Below are 23,101 nucleotides of genomic sequence, written 5' to 3' on the forward strand. Positions count from 1 at the left end.
GCCGGCCCTCACGCTTCCTTCGCGGCCTGCGTGATGGACTGCGTGACCTGCTCGGGCGACTTCGAGCCGGCGATCAGCGCGGCCACACTGTCGTTGACCTCCTGGCCGACGGCGGGCACATAGGCCTGGTCCAGGTAGAGCTGGAAGCCGGTGGCGGCCTTCAACTGGGCCTGTACGGCCTTGAGGTTGCGGTCGGTGAGCACGCTCTCGGCGGCCGGGACGACCGGCAGCGTGCCCGTCTTCTTGACCAGTTCCCGGTCGGTGGTCTCGGAGGCGAAGAACTTCAGGAAGTCGTAGGCGGCCTGCGGGGCACCCTTGCGCAGCGCGTGGCCGCCGCCTCCGCCGAACACCTCGGTGATCTTCCCCTGGCCGCCCTCGACCTCGGGGAAGGGGAAGAAGCCGAGATCGGCGCCGAGTCCCTTGCCCGAGTCGGCCTCCACGATCGGCGCCCACTGGCCCATCAGCTCCATCGCGGCCTTGCCGTTGCCGACCGCGGCGGCCTGGCCGGTGGGCGTGGAGTAGGCGGCGCCGAGGTAGCCCTTCTGGAAGGGCTGGAGGTCGACCAGCTCCTTCAGGTGCCGGCCCGCCTCGACGAAGCCGGCGCCGGTGAAGTCCTTGGCGTCGGCGGCCTTCTGGAGGGCGTCGGCCCCGGCGGCGCGCATCGAGAGGTAGGCCCAGTAGTACATGCCGGGCCACTTCTCCTTGCCCGCGAGGGCGATCGGGGTGATGCCGGCCGACTTCAGCTTCCGTACGGCGTCGAGGAAGCCGCTCCAGGTGGTCGGGGGCGCGGTGATGCCGGCCTTCTTGAAGAGCGACTTGTTGTACCAGAAGCCGACCATGCCGATGTCGAACGGGATGCCGTAGAGCTTGTCCTCGACGAGGTACGGCTGCTTGGCCACCGGCAGCAGGCCGGCGGAGAAGTCCTTCGTCCGGTCCGTGAGGTCCTCGACCAGGCCCGCCTCGACCTGCTGCTTCAGCACGCCGCCGCCCCAGGTGTGGAAGATGTCCGGCAGCTTCCCGGAGGCGATGAGCGCGGTCATCTTCGACTTGTAGGCGTCGTTCTCCAGCTGGACGATCTTCACCTTGATCTTGGGGTTCTGTGCCTCGAACTTCTTGGCGAGATTGGCCCAGACGGTCTTGGTCGGCTGCGTGGTCGAGATGTTCCACCACTCGATCGTGGTCGTCCCCGAGGACGACCCCCCGTCCGAGCCGCCGCCACAGCCGCTGAGTGCGGTCATCCCGACACCGGCGGCGACGGAGGCCGCCAGAAAGCCGCGGCGGGACAGTGCAGGGTCGCCCATCTTGCGCTCCTTCGGAAACTTTCGGAGTTGCTTCAGGAAGTGCTGTCCGAAACATTCGAAGAAAATCCCGAACGTTCCGAACCCGGACTCTAGGAAGGCAGGTGATAAGCGTCAAGGTGTTACGCAGGAGCAGGCAGCACTCGGTTTGCCTCAGGGGTGTCACCGGTCGTGCGCCGAGGGCGGCTCCGGGCCCGCCGGACCGGGACGGAAGCCCGGGATGACAAGGCCGCCGCCGGTCCCTGCACCCCAGCCGGAGCTGCACCCGTCGCACCGGACCGAAAGTTTCGACTACGACGCCGCCGCCGGGCGCGGAGCGGGCCTCGCCCGGCTGGTCGATTTCCCGCCGAGGGGGTGGGATGGAAGGAAGGGAACAAGGGCCTCGCAGGCGGGCATGCCCACGAGCGTCGACCGCGGGCGCCCGCGAGGACGGTGGATCATGTCCGGTTACGACGCCTCCGCGACCCCGCGAGTGGTGGTCGGCGTGAGCGGCTCCCTCGGCAGCGTCACGGCCCTGCGCCGGGCCACCGCACTCGCCCGCCGGCTGGGGGCCGAACTCTGGCCGGTGCTGGCCTGGGAGCCACCCGGCGGAGATCCCGCCACCCGCCGCTGCCCGGGCGCGGACCTGCCGGTCGAGGAGTGGCAGCGGCTGGCCCGCCGGCGACTGGCCTCGGTGCTCGAGGAGATCTTCGGCGCGACGGGTCCCGGGGTGCCGATGTGCGCCGTCATCGTCCGGGGAGCGCCGGGCCCGGCGCTGGTGGCGACCGCCGACCGCGAGGACGACGTCCTGGTCGTGGGCGCGGGGCGGCGCGGCCTGCGCCGCGCCTTCTCGGGCCGGGTCCCCCGCCACTGCCTGTCCCACGCGAACTGCCCGGTGCTGGCGGTACCGCCCTCCCCCCTCCAGTCCGACCTCCTCGCGGTCCACCGCAGAAACACATGGCACCTGCGGATGGACACCCGGGGACTGTGAAACAGGGGGCTGGTCGCCAGGACCACCAGGACCTGGCTGAGCGCCGGACACCGCTATCGCATCTGTCGCGGCTATCGGACCTATCGCGCCAGGAGGAGACGGATGGAGACACCGGACAGGCCACACCGGACCCCCGGATGTGACCCAGAACATAACGCAGGGTGGTCGCCCCCGGCGCCTGTCCCACCGGGCCCCACCCCGCTCCCTCTCCGGCCTCGCCTCCGCGCCGTGACCTCACCCTTTCGACGCGAGCCCCGCACCCTCTTCGCCGCGTCACGTGCACCCCGGGGCCATTCTTAACGCAAGATTGACGCCTCCCGGGCCGGGATTCAGGGGCCTGAGCATCACTCTCCGCTTACGCTGATCCGGCCGACCGCAGGACGGCCGGAAACAGCTGAGCTGCACTTCAGGAGCACGCCGATGGCGACCACCGAACACCCTCCCAGTACCAGCCGGTTGCGCACCTGGATGCTGGAGGGCCTGTCCGACATGGGCAAGCACGGCGCGCACACCGGTCCACACGCCGAGCCGACGCCCCCGCACCAGGGCCAGCGCTGGTACCGGGTGATGTGCCTGACCGGCGTGGACTACTTCTCCACCCTCGGCTACCAGCCCGGCATCGCCGCCCTGGCGGCCGGGCTGCTGTCGCCGGTGGCGACCGTGGTGCTGGTGATCGTCACCCTGGCGGGCGCGCTGCCGGTCTACCGCCGGGTCGCGGAGGAGAGCCCGCACGGCGAGGGTTCCATCGCCATGCTGGAGCGGCTGCTCTCCTTCTGGCAGGGCAAGCTGTTCGTCCTGACGCTGCTGGGGTTCGCGGCCACCGACTTCCTGATCACCATCACCCTCTCCGCCGCCGACGCCTCCACCCACCTGGTGGAGAACCCCCATCTGACCAGCGCGCTGCACAGCCACAAGATGCTGATCACCCTGCTGCTGGTGGCGCTGCTCGGCGCGGTCTTCCTCAAGGGCTTCCTGGAGGCGATCGGGGTCGCGGTCGCCCTCGTGGTCACCTACCTCGCGCTCAACGCCGTGGTCGTGGCCGTCGGCTTCTGGCATGTGCTGACCGCCCAGCACGTGGTCACCGACTGGACCAACGCGCTCACCGCCCAGCACGGCAGCATCTTCGCGATGATCGGCGTCTCCCTGCTGGTCTTCCCCAAACTCGCCCTCGGTCTGTCCGGCTTCGAGACCGGCGTCGCCGTCATGCCCCATGTCCAGGGCGACCCGGACGACACCGAGGAAAAGCCCACGGGCCGCATCCGCGACACCAAGAAGCTGCTCACGGCCGCCGCGCTCATCATGAGCGTCTTCCTGATCACCACCAGCTTCATCACCACCGTCCTCATCCCCGCCGACGACTTCAAGGCCGGCGGCCCGGCCAACGGCCGCGCCCTCGCCTACCTCGCGCACGAATACCTCGGCGGCGCGTTCGGCACGGTCTACGACCTCTCCACGATCGCCATCCTGTGGTTCGCGGGTGCCTCGGCGATGGCCGGCCTGCTCAACCTCATGCCGCGCTACCTCCCCCGCTACGGCATGGCCCCGCACTGGGCCCGCGCGGTACGCCCGATGGTCCTCGTCTTCACCCTGGTCGCCTTCCTCGTCACCTGGGCCTTCGACGCCAATGTCGACAAACAGGGCGGCGCCTACGCCACCGGCGTGCTGGTCCTGATGTCCTCCGCAGCCATCGCCGTGACCATCGCCGCCCGAAAGGCGGGGCAGCGCCACTCGTTCATCGCCTTCTCGGTCGTGGCCGCCGTCATGCTCTACGTGACGGTCGTCAACGTCATCGAACGCCCGGACGGCGTGAAGATCGGTGCCTGCTTCATCGTCGGCATCATGCTGGTCTCGTTCGTGTCCCGGCTCGCCCGCGCCTTCGAGCTGCGCGTGACCAGCGTGACGCTCGACCCGATGGCGGAACGATTCATCCGGGACATGGCCAGCCGGAAGATACGGCTCATCGCCAACCAGCCCGGCCACCGCGACAAGGCCGAGTACCGCGACAAGGTCGAGCAGATCCGCGCCGACAACGACATGCCCGAGCAGGAGGACTTCGTCTTCGTCGAGGTCACGGTCACCGACCCGTCCGAGTTCGAGGCCGGCCTGACCGTACGGGGCGAGGTCCTGCACGGCCGCTACCGCGTGCTGACCCTGGAGTCCGCCTCCATCCCCAACGCCCTGGCCGCCCTCCTGCTGCACGCCCGGGACATGACCGGCTGCACCCCGCACATCTACTTCGAGTGGACCGAGGGCAACCCCTTCGCCAACTTCCTGCGCTTCTTCCTCTTCGGCCAGGGCGAGGTCGCCCCCGTCACCCGAGAGGTGCTGCGCGAGGCGGAACCGGACCGGGTACGCCGCCCCCGCGTCCACACCGGCTGAGCCGGACCCGATCCGAGCCGGCGCCAAGGGGCCGGGGCAGCAGGCCCCCGGCCCCTTTCGGCATTCCGCGGTTCGCCGCCTCGGGCCCTATCGTGACCGGCATGCAGTCGTACACGATCGGCCAGGCCGCGCGGCTCCTCGGCGTGAGCCCGGACACCGCCCGCCGCTGGGCCGACGCGGGCCGGATGACCACCCATCGCGACGAGGCCGGGCGGCGCCTCATCGACGGCAGGGACCTCGCCGCGTTCTCCGTCGAGCTGGCCAGGACGGGCGGCGGCGAGGAGGACGTCTCCCGCACCTCCGTGCGCAACGCCTTCCCTGGCATCGTCACCGCGATCAAGCTGGGCGACGTCGCCGCCCAGGTGGAGATCCAGGCGGGCCCGCACCGGCTGGTCTCCCTGCTCACCCGGGAGGCCGTGGAGGAACTCGGCCTGGAGGTCGGCATGGAGGCCACGGCACGCGTGAAGTCCACGAACGTGCACATCGACCGCACCTGACGCCTTCTTCCTCCTCCCCCCTCCCCTACGCGCACGTGGCGCCCCGCTCGGCACCTCCACCTCTCGTGACGACCACTCCGTACAACCGCATATGCAAGCTACAAGCCGGGACCGCTCAGCTCATGCGATGCGACAGAAGACTTAACCCTGGCAGATGCGGAAGTATGATCCGGACATGGCCGGGGCTCGGCCGTGGCAGGGCGCGACGTGTGTACCGAGATCCGAGGAGTAGATCGTGATGACCCGTTCCGTGCGCCGGACCAGGCGAATGCTGAAGGTGGCCGGCGCTGGAGCCGCCGCCCTGACAGCCCTCAGCGCCTGCTCCTCCTCGTCCAAGTCCACCACCGGCACCTCGGACGAGCCCTCCTCCGGAAAGCTGTCCGGCACCGTCACCGTGTTCGCGGCCGCCTCCCTGAAGGAGAGCTTCACGACCCTGGGCAAGGAGTTCGAACAGCAGCACCCGGGCACCAAGGTCAGCTTCAACTTCGGCGGCAGCGACACCCTCGCCGCCAGCATCACCGGTGGCGCCCCGGCGGACGTCTTCGCCGCCGCCAGCCCCAAGACCATGGCGATCGTGACGGCCAAGAAGGACGCGGCCGGCACCCCGGCCACCTTCGTGCGCAACAAGCTGGAGATCGCCACCCTGCCGGGCAACCCGCAGAAGGTGTCCTCCCTGAAGGACCTCACCACGTCGGGCCTGAAGGTCGTCCTGTGCGACAAGACCGTGCCGTGCGGCGCGGCCGCCCAGAAGGCCCTGGACGCCGCCAAGCTCAAGCTCACCCCGGTCTCCTACGAGCAGGACGTCAAGGCCGCCCTGACCAAGGTGGAGCTGAAGGAGGCCGACGCCGCGGTGGTGTACCAGACCGATGTGAAGGCCGCGGGTGACAAGGTGGAGGGCGTGGAGTTCCCCGAGTCCGCCCAGGCCGTCAACGAATACCCGATCGCACCGCTGAAGAACGGACAGAACGCCCAGGCCGCCAAGGCGTTCATCGCCCTCGTGCGGTCCGCCGAGGGCCAGAAGGTGCTGAGCCAGGCCGGGTTCCTCAAGCCATGACCTCGCTCGACCAGCCCGGTGCCCCGGCCGGCCCCCGCACGGGCCGGCCGTGGCGCCGCCGCGTCGGCACGGGGGGCCGACGCGGACGGCTCGCGGTGCCGCTGCCCCTGCTGCTGCCGGGTGTGCTGGCCCTGGCGTTTCTGCTGCTGCCGCTGCTCGCGCTGCTCGTGCGCGCGCCCTGGCGCAGTCTGCCGGACCAGCTGACCAGCCCCGAGGTGTGGCAGGCGCTCCAGCTGTCGCTGGTCACGGCCACCGCGGCGACCGCCGTGAGCCTGGTCCTCGGGGTGCCGCTGGCCTGGCTGCTGGCCCGTACGGAGTTCCCCGGCCGGGGTCTCGTCCGGGCCCTGGTGACGCTGCCGCTGGTGCTGCCGCCGGTGGTCGGCGGTGTCGCTCTCCTCCTCGCGCTGGGCCGCAACGGCGTCGTCGGCCAGTGGCTCGACGCCTGGTTCGGGATCACGCTGCCGTTCACCACCGCCGGCGTGGTGATCGCCGAGGCGTTCGTCGCGATGCCGTTCCTGGTCATCAGCGTCGAGGGCACCCTGCGCGCCGCCGACCCGCGCTACGAGGAGGCGGCGACCACGCTCGGGGCGTCCCGCTTCACCGCGTTCCGCCGGGTCACCCTGCCGCTGATCGCCCCCGGCATCGCCGCCGGCGCGGTGCTCGCCTGGGCGCGGGCGCTGGGCGAGTTCGGCGCGACGATCACGTTCGCGGGCAACTTCCCCGGCCGTACCCAGACCATGCCCCTGGCGGTCTACCTCGCCCTTCAGAACGACCCCGAGGCCGCCATCTCGCTCAGCCTGGTCCTGCTGGCGGTGTCGATCGCCGTCCTGGCCGGCCTCCGGGACCGCTGGATGACAACACCATGACCAACCCGCACACCCCCGGCCTCCCCACGGACGGCGCCGCACCCCACCGACCCGCACCGGCACCCGCCGACGGCGCCGCACCCGGCGACGGCGCTGCACGCCACCACATCCCACCCGCACCCGCCGACGGCGCCGCACCCCCACAAGGGCCACCCGCACCCGCCGACGAACGCCGCACGCGTGGTGCGGGTGGGAACCTCAACCCGGCCGAAGGCCGGGCCACCCCCACGCCGCAGCCGCCGCACGCGCACCCCCACCCGCACGCGACCCCCACCACCCCACCCGCCCTCGACGCCCACCTCCTCGTCGACCGCACGACCTTCCGCCTGGACATCCCCCTCACCGCCGCCCCCGGCGAAGTCCTCGCCCTCCTCGGCCCCAACGGCGCCGGCAAGACCACCGCCCTGCGCGCCCTGGCCGGCCTCATCCCCCTCACCGGCGGCCATCTGCACCTCGACGGCACCCCCCTGCACCACACTCCCCCGGAGTCCCGCCCGGTCGGCGTGGTCTTCCAGGACTACCTCCTCTTCCCCCACCTCTCCGCGCTCGACAACGTCGCCTTCGGCCCCCGCTGCCAGGGCGCGTCCAAGGCGGAGGCCCGCGCCCTGGCCGCCACCTGGCTGGACCGCATGGGCCTGGCGGCCCACGCCCACGCCAAGCCCCGCCGCCTCTCCGGCGGCCAGGCCCAGCGCGTGGCCCTCGCCCGCGCCCTGGCCACCCGGCCCCGGCTGCTGCTCCTGGACGAGCCGCTGGCCGCCCTGGACGCCCGCACCCGGCTGGAGGTCCGCGCCCAGCTGCGCCGCCACCTCGCCGAGTTCGAGGCCGTCGCCGTACTGGTCACCCACGACCCGCTGGACGCCATGGTGCTCGCCGACCGGCTGGTGGTCGTGGAGCACGGCCGCGTCGTACAGGAGGGCGGCCCCACCGACATCGCCCGCCACCCGCGCACGGACTACATCGCCCAGCTGGTCGGCCTCAACCTCTACCGCGGCCGGGCGGACGGGCACACGGTACGACTGGACGCCGGGCCCTCCATCACCACCACCGAGACACTGTCCGGACCGGCCTTCGTCGCCTTCCCGCCGTCCGCCGTGACCCTCTTCCGGGACCGGCCCACGGCCTCCAGCGCCCGCAACCTGTGGCGCTGCGAGGTGGCCGGCCTGGAGACCCACGGCGACCAGATCCGCGCCGATCTGACCGGGGAACTCCCGCTCGCCGCCGACCTGACCACGGTCGCCGCCGCGGAGCTGGACCTGCACCCGGGTGCACCGGTCTGGGCGACAGTCAAAGCGACGCAGACCCACGCGTACCCGGCCTGAACCCCCACCCGCACTACCGTCGGGCCATGACTCTGAGCATCCGCAACCAGCTCCCCGGCACCATCACCGCCGTACACCCCGGCGAGGCCATGGCCACCGTGAAGCTCCGCCTGGACGGCGGCCAGGACCTCACCGCGGCGATCACCCTGGAGGCCGCCCGGGACCTCGGCCTCGCCGAGGGCACCGCGGTACGGGCGCTGGTGAAGGCCACCGAGGTGGCTCTCGCCACCGACCCGGTGGGCCGCGTGTCCATCCGCAACCAGCTGCCGGGCACCGTCACGGACCTGGCCGCCGGCGCCGCGATGGCCACCGTCAAGATCGCCATCGAGGGCGGCGAGCTGACCTCGGCCGTCACCCGCGAGTCCGTCACCGCCCTGGGCCTCGCCACCGGCTCCTCCGTCGTCGCCCTGATCAAGTCGACCGAGGTGTCCCTGGCGACGGCCTGACCCGCCCCCGGACACGGCGAGGGCCCCGCCCGGCACCAGCCGGACGGGGCCCTCGGCCTCGGCTCGCTCAGTCCTCGTACGCGTCCAGCGGCGGGCAGGAGCACACCAGGTTGCGGTCGCCGAAGGCCTGGTCGATACGGCGCACCGGCGGCCAGTACTTGTCGGCGGCCGAGACACCGGCCGGGAAGACGGCCTCCTCGCGGCTGTAGGCGTGCGCCCACTCACCGCCGAGCGCGGCGGCGGTGTGCGGGGCGCCCCGGAGCGGGTTGTCCTCCGCGGGCCACTCGCCGGAGCCCACCTTCTCGATCTCCGCGCGGATGGCGATCATCGCGTCGCAGAAACGGTCCAGCTCGGTGAGGTCCTCGGACTCGGTCGGCTCGATCATCAGGGTGCCGGCGACCGGGAACGACATGGTCGGCGCGTGGAAGCCGTAGTCGATGAGGCGCTTGGCGACATCGTCGACGCTCACACCGGTCGCCTTGGTCAGCGGCCGCAGGTCGATGATGCACTCGTGCGCGACCAGACCGCCGGGGCCGGTGTACAGCACCGGGTAGTGCGGCTCCAGGCGCTTGGCGACGTAGTTCGCCGACAGCACGGCCACCTGGGTGGCCCGCTTCAGCCCCTCGCCGCCCATCAGGCGGACGTACGCCCAGGAGATCGGCAGGATGCCCGCCGAGCCCCACGGAGCGGCCGAGATCGGACCGACCCCGGTCTCCGGGCCGGCGGCCGGCTGGAGCGGGTGGTTCGGCAGGTACGGCGCCAGGTGCGACCGTACGGCCACCGGGCCGACGCCCGGACCGCCGCCGCCGTGCGGGATGCAGAAGGTCTTGTGCAGGTTCAGGTGGGAGACGTCACCGCCGAAGTGGCCCGGCTTGGCGAGGCCGACCAGCGCGTTGAGGTTGGCGCCGTCGACGTACACCTGGCCGCCCGCCTCATGGACCTGGGCGCAGATGTCGGCGACGTGCTCCTCGAACACACCGTGCGTGGACGGGTAGGTGATCATCAGCACGGCCAGCTCGTCGCGGTGCTGCTCGATCTTGGCGCGCAGATCGTCGACGTCGATCTCGCCGTCCTCGGCGGTCTTCACGACGACGACCTTCATGCCGGCCATCACGGCGCTGGCGGCGTTCGTGCCGTGCGCCGAGGACGGGATCAGGCAGACGGTCCGCTGCTCGTCACCGTTGGCCCGGTGGTAGCCGCGCACGGCGAGCAGGCCGGCCAGCTCGCCCTGCGAACCGGCGTTCGGCTGGAGCGAGACCTTGTCGTACCCCGTCACCTCGGCGAGACGGTCCTCCAGCTCACGGATGAGCGTGAGGTAGCCCTCCGCCTGCTCGGCCGGGGCGAAGGGGTGCAGCTGGCCGAACTCGGGCCAGGTGACCGGCTCCATCTCGGTGGTCGCGTTGAGCTTCATGGTGCAGGAGCCCAGCGGGATCATGCCACGGTCGAGCGCGTAGTCGCGGTCGGCCAGCTTGCGCAGGTAGCGCAGCATCGCAGTCTCGGAGCGGTGCTGGTGGAAGACCGGGTGGGCCAGGTAGTCGTCGGTGCGCAGCAGCGCCTCGGGCAGGGCCTCGCCGGCGGCCGCGTCCAGCGCCTCGATGTCGCCCTCGACGCCGAAGGCGGAGAAGACGGCGGCGAGCTGGGCTCGGTTGGTGGTCTCGTCGCAAGCCAGGGAGACATGGTCGGCATCGACCAGACGCAGGTTGACGCCGCCCGCGCGGGCGGCGGCGACGATCTCGGCGGCCTTGCCGGGCACGCGCGCGGTGAGGGTGTCGAAGAAGGCGCCCTGGACCAGCTCGACCCCGCCGGCCGTCAGCCCGGCGGCGAGGACGGAGGCGTAGCGGTGCGTGCGCCGTGCGATGGTCCGCAGCCCCTCCGGCCCGTGGTACACGGCGTACATGCCCGCCATGACCGCGAGCAGCACCTGCGCGGTGCAGATGTTGCTGGTGGCCTTCTCCCGGCGGATGTGCTGCTCACGGGTCTGCAACGCGAGCCGGTAGGCCTTGTTCCCGTCGGCGTCGACGGACACGCCCACCAGCCGGCCCGGCAGGCTGCGGGCGAACTTCTCGCGCACGGCCATGTAGCCGGCGTGCGGGCCGCCGAAGCCCATCGGCACACCGAAGCGCTGGGTGGTGCCGACGGCGATGTCCGCGCCCAGCTCACCCGGCGAGGTCAGCAGGGTCAGGGCGAGCAGGTCGGCGGCGACGGTGACCAGCGCGCCCAGCTCGTGCGCCTGGTCGATGACCGGCTTGATGTCCCGTACGGCACCGGAGGCGCCCGGGTACTGGACCAGCACGCCGTTGATCTCGCGGGCGGCGAGGTCGGCCGGGATGCCCTCGCTGAGGTCGGCGACGACGACCTCGACGCCGGTCGGCTCGGCACGGGTCTCGATGACGGCGATCGTCTGCGGCAGCGCGTCCGCGTCGACGAGGAAGAGACCCTTCTTGTTCTTGCCCATCCGCAGCGACAGCGCCATGGCCTCGGCGGCGGCCGTGCCCTCGTCGAGGAGCGAGGCGCCGGAGGTCGGCAGGCCGGTCAGCTCCGCGACCATGGTCTGGAAGTTCAGCAGGGCCTCGAGGCGCCCCTGGGAGATCTCCGGCTGGTACGGCGTGTAGGCCGTGTACCAGGCCGGGTTCTCCATGACGTTGCGGAGGATGACGGGCGGCGTGAAGGTGCCGTAGTACCCCAGGCCGATCATCGATCCGAGCACCTGGTTGCGGTCCGCCAGGGAGCGCAGCTCGGCGAGCACCTCCGCCTCGGTGCGGGCACCCGGCAGATCGAGCGCGTCGGCGTTCTTGATCACATCCGGGACCGCGGCGGCGGTCAGCTCGTCCAGCGAGCCGTAGCCCACCTGCGCGAGCATCTTGGCCCGCGCCTCCTGGTCGGGCCCGATGTGGCGCTGCTCGAAGGGGATGCCCGCTTCGAGTGCGGAGAGCGGAATGCGATGGGCGGTCATGGCGGAGGCCTCCTGGTCTGACGCGACCTTCGAGGGCACCACGGCGCGGGTGCCCGGACGGCCTCCCCCTCTGTCATCTCAACCTGAGAGTTTCACCGGGCACGCCCGGTTTTCACCGTCGGTGAGAGCGGAAGCCGTCGACACCCGCCCTGCTTTCCAGAGTGACCTCGTCCGTGCGGTACGTGAGCCTGAGAGATTCCGGGGAGGATTTGCTCCTTCGGCGCCTCCGACGTGGTCGGAGGACTCTCCCGCACGGGGTCAGCAGCCGCTGTCAGCCTACCAGCGAGGTCAACGCCTGGGCCCTCGAGTGGCCGCCTCGTTGAATGTGCTCTTTTGTAGTGCTTACGGATGAGTTGCGACCAAGTGGAGGGAGAGGGACCGTGCAGACCGACATCGATCCGCGCAACCTGATCGGCCGCAAGGCGTTCGACCGCGATGGCACCAAGATCGGCACCATTGACGAGGTCTACCTCGACGATGCGACGGGCGTGCCCGAGTGGGCGGCCATACGCACCGGCCTGTTCTCCCGGGACGCCTTCGTCCCTCTGGAACCGAGCGAACTGGTCGACGGCTCCCTCCGGGTCCCCTTCGAGCGCGCCCTGATCAGGGACGCCCCCGACTTCGGGGTGGGCCGCCATCTCTCCCCCGAGCAGGAACTCCAGCTCTACCACCACTACGGCCTCGACACATCGCCGCACCCCCCACTTCCGGACCACGACTTCGGCAAGCTGGCGGGCACGGAGGAAACCTGACCCGCCCCACGAAGCCTTGATCCCACCCCGTCCTCGAACTCACCCGGAACCGGGCTGGACCCCGGCCGGACCTACGGGCTGCCGGGTTCCGGGGTCCGGCGCGGAGCCGGCCCGATGGCCACCGTCCGCCGCCGGGACCCCGGCGGGCGGGTCGGCGACGCCCAGCACCAGCGGCAACGGCTCCACCGCCTCCAGTGCGGCGTCCCCGACGAGGAAGGTCCGCACCCGCCCCGGCTCGGACTGCGGCGTCTCGAACCGCACGGTGACCCGCCCCACCCCGCTGCCCTGCACCCAGCCGTACCCGTACTCCGCGTGCCGCACGTCCTGCCCCGGCCGCCACAGCCGCTCCGCGGGCTCCGCGCCCCGCTCCGCCCCCTCGGTCTCCGCCTCGGCCTCGGCACCGTCCGCCTCCCCCTCTTCCTGCCGCTCGCCCTCCTCCGCGGCCCACGCCGCCTGCGCGAACAGATCCTCCTGCGTGTAGTCGGCCAGCCCCGACACGCCCACCCCGAGCAGCCGCACCCCGCCCGTGGTGTCCACCGAGTCCAGCAACCGCGCGGCCGCCTCCCGCACCACCGCCGGATCGTCCGTGGGCCCGCGCAGCGTCTCCGAGCGGGTCAGCGTCGAGAAGTCGTACCGCCGCACCTTCAGCACGATGGTCCGCCCGGACAGCCCGGCCCCGCGCAGCCGCCCCACGCACCGGTCGGCGAGCCGCCGTACCTCCAGACCGATCCGCAGGCGGTCGTGGATGTCGACGTCGTAGGTGTCCTCGACCGACACCGACTTGGCCTCGCGCTCGGCCACCACGGGCCGCTCGTCATGGGCCAGCGCCATCGCGTACAACGCCTGCCCGTGCGCCTTGCCGAGCAGCCGGACGAGTTCGTCCTCGCCCGCCTCCGCCAGCTCCTCGACGGTGGTGATCCCGGCCCGCCGCAGATGGTCTCCGGTGGCCGGCCCCACCCCCGGCAGGGTGCGCACCGGCATGGGCCCCAGCAGTTCCCGCTCGGTGCCCGGCTCGATCACCACCAGTCCGTCCGGCTTGGCCTGCTCGGAGGCGATCTTCGCGAGCATCTTGGACGCGGCGAGCCCGACCGACCCCGTGAGCCCGGTGACCGCCTTGATGTCGCTGCGCAGTCTGATCCCGGTCAGCCGCGCCGACTCCTCGTCCCAGGCCGCTCCCCCGGCCTCCAGGTCCACGAACGCCTCGTCCAGGCTCAGCGGCTCCACCAGCGGGGACAGCTCCCGCAGCAGCGCCATCACCTGCTCGCTGACCGACCGGTACAGGGAGAAGCGCGGCACCAGATACGCCGCGTTGGGCGCCAGCCGGCGCGCCTGGGCCATGGGCATCGCCGAGTGCACCCCGAGGACCCGCGCCTCGTACGACGCCGTGGCCACCACACCGCGCGGGCCGAGCCCGCCCACGACGACCGCCTTCCCGCGCAGGCTCGGCTTGGATGCCTGTTCCACGGAGGCGTAGAAGGCATCCATGTCGAGATGCAGGATGGTGGGCGCGTTTCTCACATCTCCGATGCTGCACCACGCCACTGACAATGCCCGCGGACCGGGACCGGAGCCCCGGCCGACCGGGCCGTCAGACCGCCCGGTTGCGCCGCCGTGCCAGCTCGTCCGCGGGGTTGTGCCCGACGAGGGTCTCACCGGTGTCGATGCGCTCTCCGTGCAGCTGGGAGAGCGCGCTTTCCACGTCCCGCCACACCACTCCGACGGCGATGCCGAAGATGCCCTGACCGCCCTGGAGCAGGGCGTGGACCTCGTCCGGCGAGGTGCACTCGTACACCGTGGCGCCGTCGCTCATCAGGGTCATCCGCTCCAGATCACGGAAACCGCGTTCTCTGAGGTGCTGGACGGCCGAGCGGATGTTCTGGAGCGACACACCGGTGTCCAGAAAGCGCTTGACGATCTTCAGCACGACGACGTCACGGAAGCTGTACAGCCGCTGCGTGCCGGACCCGTACGCGGGCCGCACACTGGGCTCGACCAGGCCGGTGCGGGCCCAGTAGTCGAGCTGCCGGTAGGTGATGCCGGCGGCCGCGCAGGCGGTGGGCCCGCGGTAACCGATCTGCTCGGACGTCATGGCCGCCACCCCTTTGCCGTCCGGCACCACCGTCGGCCGCTGCGGGGCGTGCTCGACCGCGCTGCCGGCATGGGGGTACCCCCTGTCCGAACACAGCTGAGAACCGGGGGGAGGGTACGGACCGCTCTCCCCGAAACCGCGTCCGGGGGCACCCCCAGCCGTACCGTCGCCGCTCGTTCTCACGCCGACCTCCGTCCTTGACCTGCCTTCTCGACGGTAGGCAGTCACCAGGGGTGCGTCAACGATCGCCACACTCGGCACGCCGAGTGATAATCACCCTAGGAGTGGTTTCCCGTGTCCCACCGCGGGGAAAGGCTAGCCGAATGCGCTCACGGGAAGCCGTAGGACGCTCTCAAGGGCCGGTGGCAATTGCCCACCGGCCTGGCCGTACGAAGCCACCGCCGGCCGGCACGCGCCGCCAGCGGTCACCGCTTCCGGCGCCTCACTGGCTGCTGGTACCGAAGTCCTCGGGCGAGATCTGGTCGAGGAACTCGCGGAACTTCTCCACCTCGTCCTCCTGCTCGTCCGGGATGGCGATACCCGCGTCGTCCAGCACCGTGTCACTTCCGTAGATCGGCGTTCCGGTGCGCAGGGCCAGCGCTATGGCATCGGAGGGACGGGCGCTGACCTCGACCCCGCTGGCAAAGACCAGCTCCGCGTAGAAGACGCCTTCCCGCAGGTCGGTGATGCGTACTTCGGTCAGCTCCTGGCCGACGGCCTCCAGCACGTCCTTGAAAAGGTCGTGGGTCAGCGGTCGGGCGGGGGCCATGCCCTGCTGGGCGAAGGCGATCGCCGTCGCCTCCCCCGGTCCGATCCAGATGGGGAGGTAGCGGTCGCCCCCCACTTCGCGCAGGAGCACGATCGGCTGGTTGGAGGGCATTTCGACCCGGACACCTACGACATCGAGCTCGTTCACACAGCAACCCTAGGCCGTGCTCGGGACGTTTGGGTAGTCGGGCCGGGAACAGGTGCCCGATCCGGTCGCCCCGGACCCCGCCCGGTCAGGGCAGCCGGATCCCGAGCGCGGTCTTCACCAGAGCCGCGTGCAGCTTCACCGTGAGCGCCGCCAGCTCCTTGGTACGGGCCTCGGCGAGCGCCCTGGTCTGCGGGTTGCGGTGGCGCTTGAGCGGGGCCACCACCTGGTCCACCAGGCCGGCCTCGCGATCGGCCGCCGCCTTCATCACCCTAAGGTGGCGCGGCTCGATCCCGAATCCGCCCAGCTCGGCGATGAGGGACGCCACGGTGACCGCCTCCGCGTCGTAGACGCCCTCCTCCAGCGGAGCGATGAGCCCGTAGGACTCCCACTCCTTCAGCGCGCCCTCGTCGATGTCGGCGGCCGCCAGCAGCTCCGCCCGGCCGACCCGGGCCACCGTGGGGCCCTCCGGCCGCTCCGCTTCATGCTCCGCGGTGCGCTGGCGCCCCACCAGCGGCAGCTGTACGGCCTCCCCGCGCTCCATGGCGTCCAGCTGCTCACGGATCACCTTGAGCGGCAGATAGTGGTCCCGCTGCATCCTGAGGACATGGCCGAGACGGGTGACGTCCTCGGCGCTGAACTTGCGGTACCCCGAGGGGGTCCGCTGCGGCTCGATGAGCCCCTCCGACTCCAGGAAGCGGATCTTGGAGATGGTGACTTCGGGGAACTCGTCGCGCAGCACGTTCAGCACCGTGCCGATGCTCATCAGCCCACTGTCCCTGGCGGCGGTACCGCTTCCGGCACCGCCACTCGGTGTTTGCAGCATGGACCTTCCCTGGGGGATCCCCGGACCGAGTCCGGGGGCGGGTCAGATGCCCTGCCGGCTCGCGTAGAACACCAGCCGGTACTTGCCGATCTGCACCTCGTCGCCGTTCTGCAAGGCGACCTGGTCGATCCGCTCACGGTTGACGTAGGTGCCGTTCAGGCTGCCCACGTCGGCCACGGTGAACGAACCGTCCGGGGAGCGCCGGAACTCCACATGGCGACGCGAGACCGTCACGTCGTCCAGGAAGATGTCGCTCTGCGGGTGACGTCCGGCCGTGGTCAGATCGCTGTCCAGCAGGAAGCGGCTGCCCGAGTTCGGACCCCGGCGCACCACCAGGAGCGCCGAGCCGAGCGGCAGGGCGTCCACCGCGGCCTGCGCCTCAGGCGAGAGCATCGGCAGCGGCGTCTGGCCGGTCGCCTCCGCCTCGTAGGCCTCGAGACCGGAGATGGAGATCGTGGACGTGGTCTCGGAGGCACGCTCCGGCACCACACCGGGGCGCAGCGGCGCACCACAGTTGGAGCAGAAGCGGGCGTTCTCCGCATTGCGGTTACCGCACCTCGTACACACCAGGACCGACATCGACGGATCCTCCTGCTGCGGCTGCCCCGCCGGGGCGTTGGACGCGTACGGGCCGGGAGTGAACCCTCCACCCGTACCTGAGGTTGACGGTTGCCCGAAACCTATGCCGCCGGACTGGGCAGGGTCAACAGACGCCGCGCCCTGACCTCCCGAAATGTCACCACCCGGACCAGCGACCTGGTCCCGGAACAGCGGGCGCTGGCCCTCCGCATCAGGCTGTGCGCGATGACGGGCGGTCGCGTTGGCGTTGCCCTCTCGCGCGCTCTTGCCGAACAACTTCGCAAACAACTTCACGGGCGATTCCCCTTGACCGAAACAGACCCGCCCGTGGGGCAGGACGAACCCTGATTGCCTACACCGGCCGACCCGGACATCCTCACAACGTCCGTGCCCACCAGACAGTTTCCACCACGCACCACCTCTTCGGTGCGCCGACCCCCCGCAACCTCATGCCCCTGCCGGATGTCCCCCATGCACCACCGGTTCACTGGGAGGACGACCGAGCGTAGTCAGGCCGCTTCGCCTGTCGCAAGGCGTCCACGACGATCTTGCCCGACCGTGCGACGGTGACCGTGGCCTGCTCCTTCTCCAGAGTCTGCACCACACCTCCCGGGATGTTCAGCGCCGGCTCCAGGTCCTGCGGCTTGCCGATGACCTTGAAACGATAGGGGGCGTTGATCTTGTTCCCGTCCACGTCCACGCTCTTGCCCGCATCCGCGAAATAAGTGCCGGCCACCACACGCACTCCGTTGACCTCGATCGCCTCCGCACCGGCCGCGCGCAGCTCCTGGATGGTGTCGAGCAGCATGTCCGCCTGGACCGTCCCCTTCGTGTCCTCGATCGTCAAGGTGATGCCGGGACCCTGAGCGCCCACCGTGCCCGCCAGGATGCCGAGTTGCTTCTCCTTCTCGGCGGTCTGCTTGCGCGCCTCGGCGGCCTGGTCGGAACTGCTCTGGAGTTCCTGACGCTGCTTGTCGAGTCCCTGCTTCTCGTCCTGAAGACGCTGTGTGCGCGAATCCAGTTCATCGAGGATGCGTACAAGATCTTCCTGGCGTGCGCCGCGCAGCGCGCTGTCGGTGTCGCTGTTGGAGGCGACCTGCACGGCCAGACCGAAACCGAGGCCGAACAGGAGGACCGCGACGATGAGTTGGGCCCGGGTGAAGCGCGGCGGCCACAGTCCCTTGACCAGCCGCTGCCGGCCGGTCAGCGGTTCCGGAGCGGGGTCCGCGGACGTCGGCTCGGTCCCTGGTGCCTGGGCGGGCACCTCGGCCGGCAGCTCCTTGCGCAGCCTGTTCTCCGCCTTCTGCGGCTGTTCTTCCTGATCGCTCATGGATGTCACGCCCGGAACACGTGCCGTCGGATCGCCGCGGCGTTGGAGAAGATCCGGATGCCCAGGACCACCACGACACCCGTGGACAGCTGCGCGCCCACGCCCAACTTGTCGCCGAGGAAGACGATGAGCGCGGCGACGACCACGTTCGACAGGAACGACACCACGAAGACCTTGTCGTCGAAGATCCCGTCGAGCATGGCCCGCAGACCGCCGAAGACGGCGTCCAGCGCCGCCACGACGGCGATCGGCAGATAAGGCTCGACCACCGCCGGAACCTCGGGCCGGACCAACAGGCCGGCCACGACTCCCACGACGAGGCCCAGTACGGCGATCACGATGTGCCCTTCCCAGTCTTCTCGGCATTCGGCTGTGCTGTGCGTACGATCACGCTGGGAGCGGCGGGCAGCCGCACGTCACCCTCGGTGGAGATGGTGGCGCGGATGCCGTAGTTCTGCTCCAGGGCATGCAGATACAGGCCGTCGGCGCTGTTCTGGAACCCGGTGCTCAACCTTTCCCCGTCCCCCACCGCCAGCACCGTGTACGGCGGCACCAGCGGCCTGTTGTCGACCAGTATCGCGTCACCCGCGGCCCTGATCGCGGACAGGGCGGTCAGCCGCTGCCCGTTGATCGAGACGGCCTCGGCTCCGGAGGCCCACAGACCGTTGACCACACGCTGCATGTCACGGTCGCGCACCCGGCCGGTGTCGGAGAAGCCCGCGGTCTCCCGCGGATTGGTCCCGTCACCGCCCGTGGTGGCCTCCTTGGCGTCGTTCACGACGAGCTTGACGCCGGGGCCGTGCACCGCGGTGGCGCCCGACAGCAGGCTCACCAGGTCCGCCTCGGCGCTGCCGCCGCTCGACCGCAGCGCGGCCCGCTGCCGGGCCGTGACGTCGTCGCGCAGCTTGTCGACCGTGCTCTCCAGCTTGTCCGCGTCGGCGGTCTCCTTGTCGACGCGGTCGATCAGCTCCTGGCGCTCCTTGGCCACCACGGGCGCCGCGATCCGCGCCTGTGCCGCCCCCACCGTCACGACCAGCGCCGCGAGGACGAGACCGGCCGCGAGGCCCAGCTTCGCCCGCAGGGTCTTCGGCAGGCCGCCCTCGCCCTGGGACTTCTTCCGGGCGGCGGCCTCGGCGTACCCGTCGTCGAGGCTGTGGTCCATGACGTTGTTGATCAACGACATGGAGGCGTCCGGGCGCTGCGGCCGCGCGGGGCTGCTCCGAACGGGGGGTTGCTGCGGCATGCCGCACATCGTCGCATGTCGCGAGGGATACCTCCGAATGGCCCCACCGGCGTGCCGGACAGGCCCCCCAGGGACACGTGTCCGGCACGCACGCGTGCAGCGCATTTCCCCACATCAGGCCGCCGTACGGCAGCGCCCCGGGCGGTGCCGCCCGGGGCGCTCCGCGTCACCGTCCGGCGCTGTCCACGACCCCCGACCACTCGTCCAGCAGGGCCTGTGCGGAGGCGTCGTCGGGCCCCTCGGCCCACAGATGGGTGACCGCCTCGGCCGGGTCCGGCAGCACCATGACCCAGCGTCCGTCGGTCTCCACGACCCGGACACCGTCCGTCGTGTCGACAAAGCGATCTCCGGCGGCCTCGACCACCCGCCGCATCACCAGGCCCTTGACGGCCCACGGCGTCGCGAGGTCCCGCTTGAGGACGTGCGCCCGCGGGATCCGTGCGTCGATCTGGCTGAGGGTGAGCTGGGTCCGCGCCACCAGACCGATCAGCCGTACGAAGGCCGCCGTACCGTCGTAGACACTGCTGAACTCGGGGACGATGAACCCGCCCTTGCCGTCACCGCCGAAGATGGTCCCTTCCTCGCCGCCCACGCGCGTGAGGTCGTCGGGCGAGGTGGTGGTCCACTCGACCTGGGTGCCGTGGTAGGCGGCGACCTGCTCGGCGATCCGCGTCGTGGTCACCGGCAGCGCCACCCGGCCGCTGCGCCGCTCCGCGGCGACCAGGTCCAGCATCACCAGCAGCGCCCGGTCGTCCTCGATAATCCTGCCCTTCTCGTCCACCAGCGACAGCCGCTCGCCGACGGGATCGAACCGCACACCGAACGCGGCACCGGAGGACGCCACAATCTCGCCCAGCCGCACCAGACCCTTCCGGCGCATCTCGCCCGTCTCCGTGGGCCGGGACTCGTCCAGACCGGGGTTGATGGTCAGCGAGTCCACGCCGAGCTTGCCGAGCAGGCTCGGCAGCACCAGACCGGCACTGCCGTTGGAGGCGTCGACGACGACCTTCAGCCCGGCCTCGGCGATCCCGGTGGTGTCCACGTTCCGCAGCAGCGAGCCGGTGTACGAGTCGAAGACACTCGCCGGGAAGTACAGGTCGCCGATCTCACCGGGGAACGCCCGCCGGTACTCCTGCCGGGCGAACACCCGGTCCAGCTTCCGCTGGCTGCCCTGCGACAGGTCGGCGCCGTTGCCGTCGAAGAACATGATGTCGACCGAGTCGGGCACGCCCGGCGAGGTCCGGATCATGATGCCGCCGGCGCTGCCCCGCGCGGTCTGCTGCCGCGCCACGGGCAGCGGTACGTTCTCCAGGTCGCGTACGTCGATGGCGCTGGCCTGAAGCGCGGAGATGACCGCCCGCTTGAGCGCCCGGGCGCCCCGGGAGTGGTCGCGGGCCGTGGTGACGGTGGAACCCTTCTTGAGGGTCGTCGCGTAGGCGCCGGCGAGCCGCACGGCCAGCTCGGGTGTGATCTCGACGTTCAGGATGCCGGACACCCCGCGGGCGCCGAACAGGTTCGCCTGCCCTCTGGACTCCCAGATGACCGACGTGTTGACGAAGGCACCGGCCTCGATCGTCTTGAACGGGTAGACACGGACGTTGCCCTGGACGATCGATTCCTCACCGATCAGGCACTCGTCACCGATGACCGCGCCGTCCTCGATCCGGGCGGCCCGCATGATGTCGGTGTTCTTGCCGACGACACAGCCCCGCAGATTGCTGTGCTGCCCGACATAGACGTTGTCGTGCACGACGGCCTTGTGCAGGAACGCGCCGCTCTTGACGACGACGTTCGAGCCCACGACGGTGTGCTCCCGGATCTCCGCGCCGGCCTCGACCTTGGCGTAGTCACCGATGTACAGCGGTCCGCGGAGCACGGCGTCGGGATGCACGTCGGCGCCTTCGGCCACCCACACGCCCGGCGAGATCTCGAAGCCGTCGATGTCGACGTTGACCTTGCCCTCGAGGACGTCCGCCTGGGCCTTGACGTAGCTCTCGTGCGTGCCGACGTCCTCCCAGTAGCCCTCGGCGACAAAGCCGTAGATCGGCTTGCCTTCCTTCATCAGCTGCGGGAACACATCGCCGGACCAGTCGACCGGAACATCCGGTTCGACGTAGTCGAAGACCTCGGGCTCCATGACATAGATGCCCGTGTTGACGGTGTCGGAGAAGACCTGCCCCCAGGTCGGCTTCTCCAGGAACCGCTCGACCTTGCCTTCCTCGTCGACGATCGTGATACCGAACTCCAGCGGATTGGGCACCCTGGTCAGACAGACCGTGACCAGCGCGCCCTTCTCCTTGTGGAAGTTGATCAGCTCAGTGAGGTCGAAGTCGGTCAGGGCATCACCGGAGATGACGAGGAAGGCATCGTCCTTCAATGCCTCTTCCGCGTTCTTGACGCTTCCGGCGGTACCGAGTGGCTTCTCCTCATTGGCATAAGTGAGCTCCATCCCGAGCTCTTCGCCGTCACCGAAGTAGTTCTTGACGAGCGAGGCCAGGAACTGCACGGTGACCACGGTCTCGGTGAGCCCGTGCCTTTTGAGCAGCCGTAGCACGTGCTCCATGATCGGGCGATTCGCCACGGGCAGGAGCGGCTTGGGCATGCTCGAGGTCATGGGGCGCAGGCGAGTGCCTTCGCCCCCGGCCATCACGACGGCCTTCATGTCGGAAGCGTCCTCCTCCAAGAGACGACGGTCTAGCCGACTTCACCCGTCCAGATTGTCCCGCACTTTTCCACAGTGGGCCATCGAGGCGCTACGTCCGGACAATCGCCGAGCTCAATCGGCTATGGCATCCGCACGAACCAATCGGCGGACTTGTACTACGTAGAGCACTCCTGCCCACCAGTAGAGGGTTGTACCCCATCCGGCGAACGCCCATCCGAAAATAGCAGCGAGTGACCCGATCCAACCACTCCAGTCACTGAGGAGCAGCAGCGGGAACGCGTACATCAGGTTGAAGGTGGCCGCCTTGCCGAGGAAGTTCACCTGCGGCGGCGGATACCCGTGCCGGCGGAGGATACCCACCATCACCAGCAGAACCAGTTCTCTCGCCAGCAACACGGCGGTCAGCCAGAGCGGCAGGATCTCGCGCCAGGTCAGGCCCAGGAGAGTGGAAAGGACATAGAGCCGGTCTGCGGCGGGATCGAGGAGCCGGCCGAGGCTGCTGATCTGATTCCAGCGGCGGGCGAGCTTGCCGTCGAGGTAGTCACTGATCCCGCTGAAAGCCAGGATGAGGAGGGCCCAGCCATCGCTGTTGGGCCCACCGAACTCGGGCCGGAGAATCAGCCACAGGAAGACGGGTACGCCGACGAGCCGCGCCATGCTGAGGATGTTGGGGATGGTGAGGACCCGGTCTGTCTGGACACGGGTCTCCTGGACCTCCACCCGGGGGCCTCCTGTGCGAAACGAGCCAACGATGCCCCCTGACCTTACCTCAACGCAAAAAAGCTCCGGCCCCTGGGCAGTGCCCAAGAGCCGGAGCTGTAAAAGGAGTTCGGCGGTGTCCTACTCTCCCACAGGGTCCCCCCTGCAGTACCATCGGCGCTGTGAGGCTTAGCTTCCGGGTTCGGAATGTAACCGGGCGTTT

At 70.4% G+C, this 23,101-nt stretch carries 19 protein-coding genes, 1 rRNA gene, 1 pseudogene and 1 riboswitch; of the genes and pseudogenes, 8 read left to right on the plus strand and 13 right to left on the minus strand.

Annotation, left to right across the window (positions count from 1 at the left end; all coding sequences use genetic code 11):
- Positions 1 to 8: 8 nt before the first annotated feature.
- A complete protein-coding gene (locus ACZ5CZ_RS20450; RefSeq protein ID WP_385844126.1) occupies positions 9 to 1,301 on the minus strand; it encodes an extracellular solute-binding protein in 1,293 nt (430 codons plus the stop codon).
- A gap of 436 nt (positions 1,302 to 1,737) precedes the next feature.
- On the opposite strand from ACZ5CZ_RS20450, the gene ACZ5CZ_RS20455 reads away from it, so the two are divergent.
- From ACZ5CZ_RS20455 to ACZ5CZ_RS20485, 7 genes are all read left to right on the plus strand, one after another.
- The gene (locus ACZ5CZ_RS20455; RefSeq protein ID WP_468944622.1) at positions 1,738 to 2,268 is read left to right on the plus strand and encodes a universal stress protein; all 531 of its coding nucleotides are present in this window, start codon (positions 1,738 to 1,740) and stop codon (positions 2,266 to 2,268) included.
- Positions 2,269 to 2,688: 420 nt separating this feature from the next.
- Positions 2,689 to 4,647 carry an APC family permease gene (locus tag ACZ5CZ_RS20460; RefSeq protein ID WP_468944625.1) on the plus strand — a complete coding sequence of 653 codons (1,959 nt, stop codon included), beginning with the start codon at positions 2,689 to 2,691 and terminating at the stop codon, positions 4,645 to 4,647.
- Positions 4,648 to 4,748: 101 nt separating this feature from the next.
- Positions 4,749 to 5,144, plus strand: coding sequence for a TOBE domain-containing protein (locus ACZ5CZ_RS20465; protein WP_468944627.1), 396 nt, complete (start codon positions 4,749 to 4,751; stop codon positions 5,142 to 5,144).
- A gap of 238 nt (positions 5,145 to 5,382) precedes the next feature.
- Entirely contained in the window at positions 5,383 to 6,198 is an 816-nt protein-coding gene (gene modA, locus ACZ5CZ_RS20470) for a molybdate ABC transporter substrate-binding protein (protein ID WP_468944630.1), read from the plus strand.
- The gene (locus ACZ5CZ_RS20475; protein WP_468944632.1) at positions 6,195 to 7,064 is read left to right on the plus strand and encodes an ABC transporter permease; all 870 of its coding nucleotides are present in this window, start codon (positions 6,195 to 6,197) and stop codon (positions 7,062 to 7,064) included. The genes modA and ACZ5CZ_RS20475 overlap by 4 nt, the downstream gene beginning before the upstream one ends.
- Entirely contained in the window at positions 7,061 to 8,383 is a 1,323-nt protein-coding gene (locus ACZ5CZ_RS20480; protein WP_468944634.1) for an ABC transporter ATP-binding protein, read from the plus strand. Before ACZ5CZ_RS20475 ends, ACZ5CZ_RS20480 begins: the two co-directional genes overlap by 4 nt.
- Positions 8,384 to 8,409: 26 nt before the next feature.
- Entirely contained in the window at positions 8,410 to 8,829 is a 420-nt protein-coding gene (locus tag ACZ5CZ_RS20485; RefSeq protein ID WP_385844120.1) for a TOBE domain-containing protein, read from the plus strand.
- A gap of 67 nt (positions 8,830 to 8,896) precedes the next feature.
- On the opposite strand, the gene gcvP is transcribed toward ACZ5CZ_RS20485, so the two are convergent.
- On the minus strand, positions 8,897 to 11,782 hold the full coding sequence (gene gcvP, locus ACZ5CZ_RS20490; protein ID WP_468944637.1) for an aminomethyl-transferring glycine dehydrogenase: 2,886 nt from the start codon (positions 11,780 to 11,782) through the stop codon (positions 8,897 to 8,899).
- Positions 11,783 to 11,948: 166 nt separating this feature from the next.
- A riboswitch (glycine riboswitch) is annotated at positions 11,949 to 12,043 on the minus strand.
- A gap of 119 nt (positions 12,044 to 12,162) precedes the next feature.
- Here gcvP and ACZ5CZ_RS20495 point away from each other — a divergent pair.
- Positions 12,163 to 12,534, plus strand: coding sequence for a PRC-barrel domain-containing protein (locus tag ACZ5CZ_RS20495; protein ID WP_385844118.1), 372 nt, complete (start codon positions 12,163 to 12,165; stop codon positions 12,532 to 12,534).
- On the opposite strand, the pseudogene ACZ5CZ_RS20500 reads toward ACZ5CZ_RS20495, so the two are convergent.
- The 11 genes and pseudogenes from ACZ5CZ_RS20500 to rrf all read right to left on the minus strand — a co-directional run.
- A pseudogene (locus ACZ5CZ_RS20500) lies at positions 12,456 to 14,052 on the minus strand (DNA polymerase IV). The gene ACZ5CZ_RS20495 and the pseudogene ACZ5CZ_RS20500 sit on opposite strands and share 79 nt — an antisense overlap.
- Positions 14,053 to 14,122: 70 nt before the next feature.
- The gene (locus ACZ5CZ_RS20505; RefSeq protein WP_385844117.1) at positions 14,123 to 14,806 is read right to left on the minus strand and encodes a MerR family transcriptional regulator; all 684 of its coding nucleotides are present in this window, start codon (positions 14,804 to 14,806) and stop codon (positions 14,123 to 14,125) included.
- A gap of 259 nt (positions 14,807 to 15,065) precedes the next feature.
- Entirely contained in the window at positions 15,066 to 15,539 is a 474-nt protein-coding gene (locus ACZ5CZ_RS20510; RefSeq protein ID WP_026253112.1) for a bifunctional nuclease family protein, read from the minus strand.
- Between the two features lie 85 nt (positions 15,540 to 15,624).
- On the minus strand, positions 15,625 to 16,362 hold the full coding sequence (gene ftsR, locus ACZ5CZ_RS20515; protein ID WP_385844116.1) for a transcriptional regulator FtsR: 738 nt from the start codon (positions 16,360 to 16,362) through the stop codon (positions 15,625 to 15,627).
- Positions 16,363 to 16,404: 42 nt separating this feature from the next.
- Positions 16,405 to 17,235, minus strand: a complete 831-nt coding sequence (locus ACZ5CZ_RS20520; RefSeq protein WP_385844115.1) for an FHA domain-containing protein — start codon at positions 17,233 to 17,235, stop codon at positions 16,405 to 16,407.
- A 190-nt stretch (positions 17,236 to 17,425) separates the two neighbouring features.
- Complete coding sequence (locus tag ACZ5CZ_RS20525; RefSeq protein WP_385844114.1) at positions 17,426 to 18,271, minus strand: DUF881 domain-containing protein; 846 nt, start codon at positions 18,269 to 18,271, stop codon at positions 17,426 to 17,428.
- A 5-nt stretch (positions 18,272 to 18,276) separates the two neighbouring features.
- Positions 18,277 to 18,609 (minus strand): small basic family protein, encoded by a 333-nt coding sequence (locus tag ACZ5CZ_RS20530; RefSeq protein WP_003988855.1) that lies wholly within the window; start codon positions 18,607 to 18,609, stop codon positions 18,277 to 18,279.
- Positions 18,606 to 19,514 carry a DUF881 domain-containing protein gene (locus ACZ5CZ_RS20535; RefSeq protein ID WP_385844113.1) on the minus strand — a complete coding sequence of 303 codons (909 nt, stop codon included), beginning with the start codon at positions 19,512 to 19,514 and terminating at the stop codon, positions 18,606 to 18,608. Before ACZ5CZ_RS20535 ends, ACZ5CZ_RS20530 begins: the two co-directional genes overlap by 4 nt.
- A gap of 166 nt (positions 19,515 to 19,680) precedes the next feature.
- Positions 19,681 to 22,176: a sugar phosphate nucleotidyltransferase gene (locus ACZ5CZ_RS20540; RefSeq protein ID WP_467541097.1), complete on the minus strand. Its 2,496-nt coding sequence runs from the start codon at positions 22,174 to 22,176 to the stop codon at positions 19,681 to 19,683.
- Positions 22,177 to 22,290: 114 nt separating this feature from the next.
- Positions 22,291 to 22,899: a CDP-alcohol phosphatidyltransferase family protein gene (locus tag ACZ5CZ_RS20545; RefSeq protein ID WP_385844111.1), complete on the minus strand. Its 609-nt coding sequence runs from the start codon at positions 22,897 to 22,899 to the stop codon at positions 22,291 to 22,293.
- 107 nt (positions 22,900 to 23,006) lie between these two features.
- Positions 23,007 to 23,101: ribosomal RNA gene (gene rrf / locus ACZ5CZ_RS20550) — 5S ribosomal RNA — on the minus strand; the annotation flags it as partial.

This window comes from Streptomyces sp. NPDC031418, assembly GCF_055581605.1.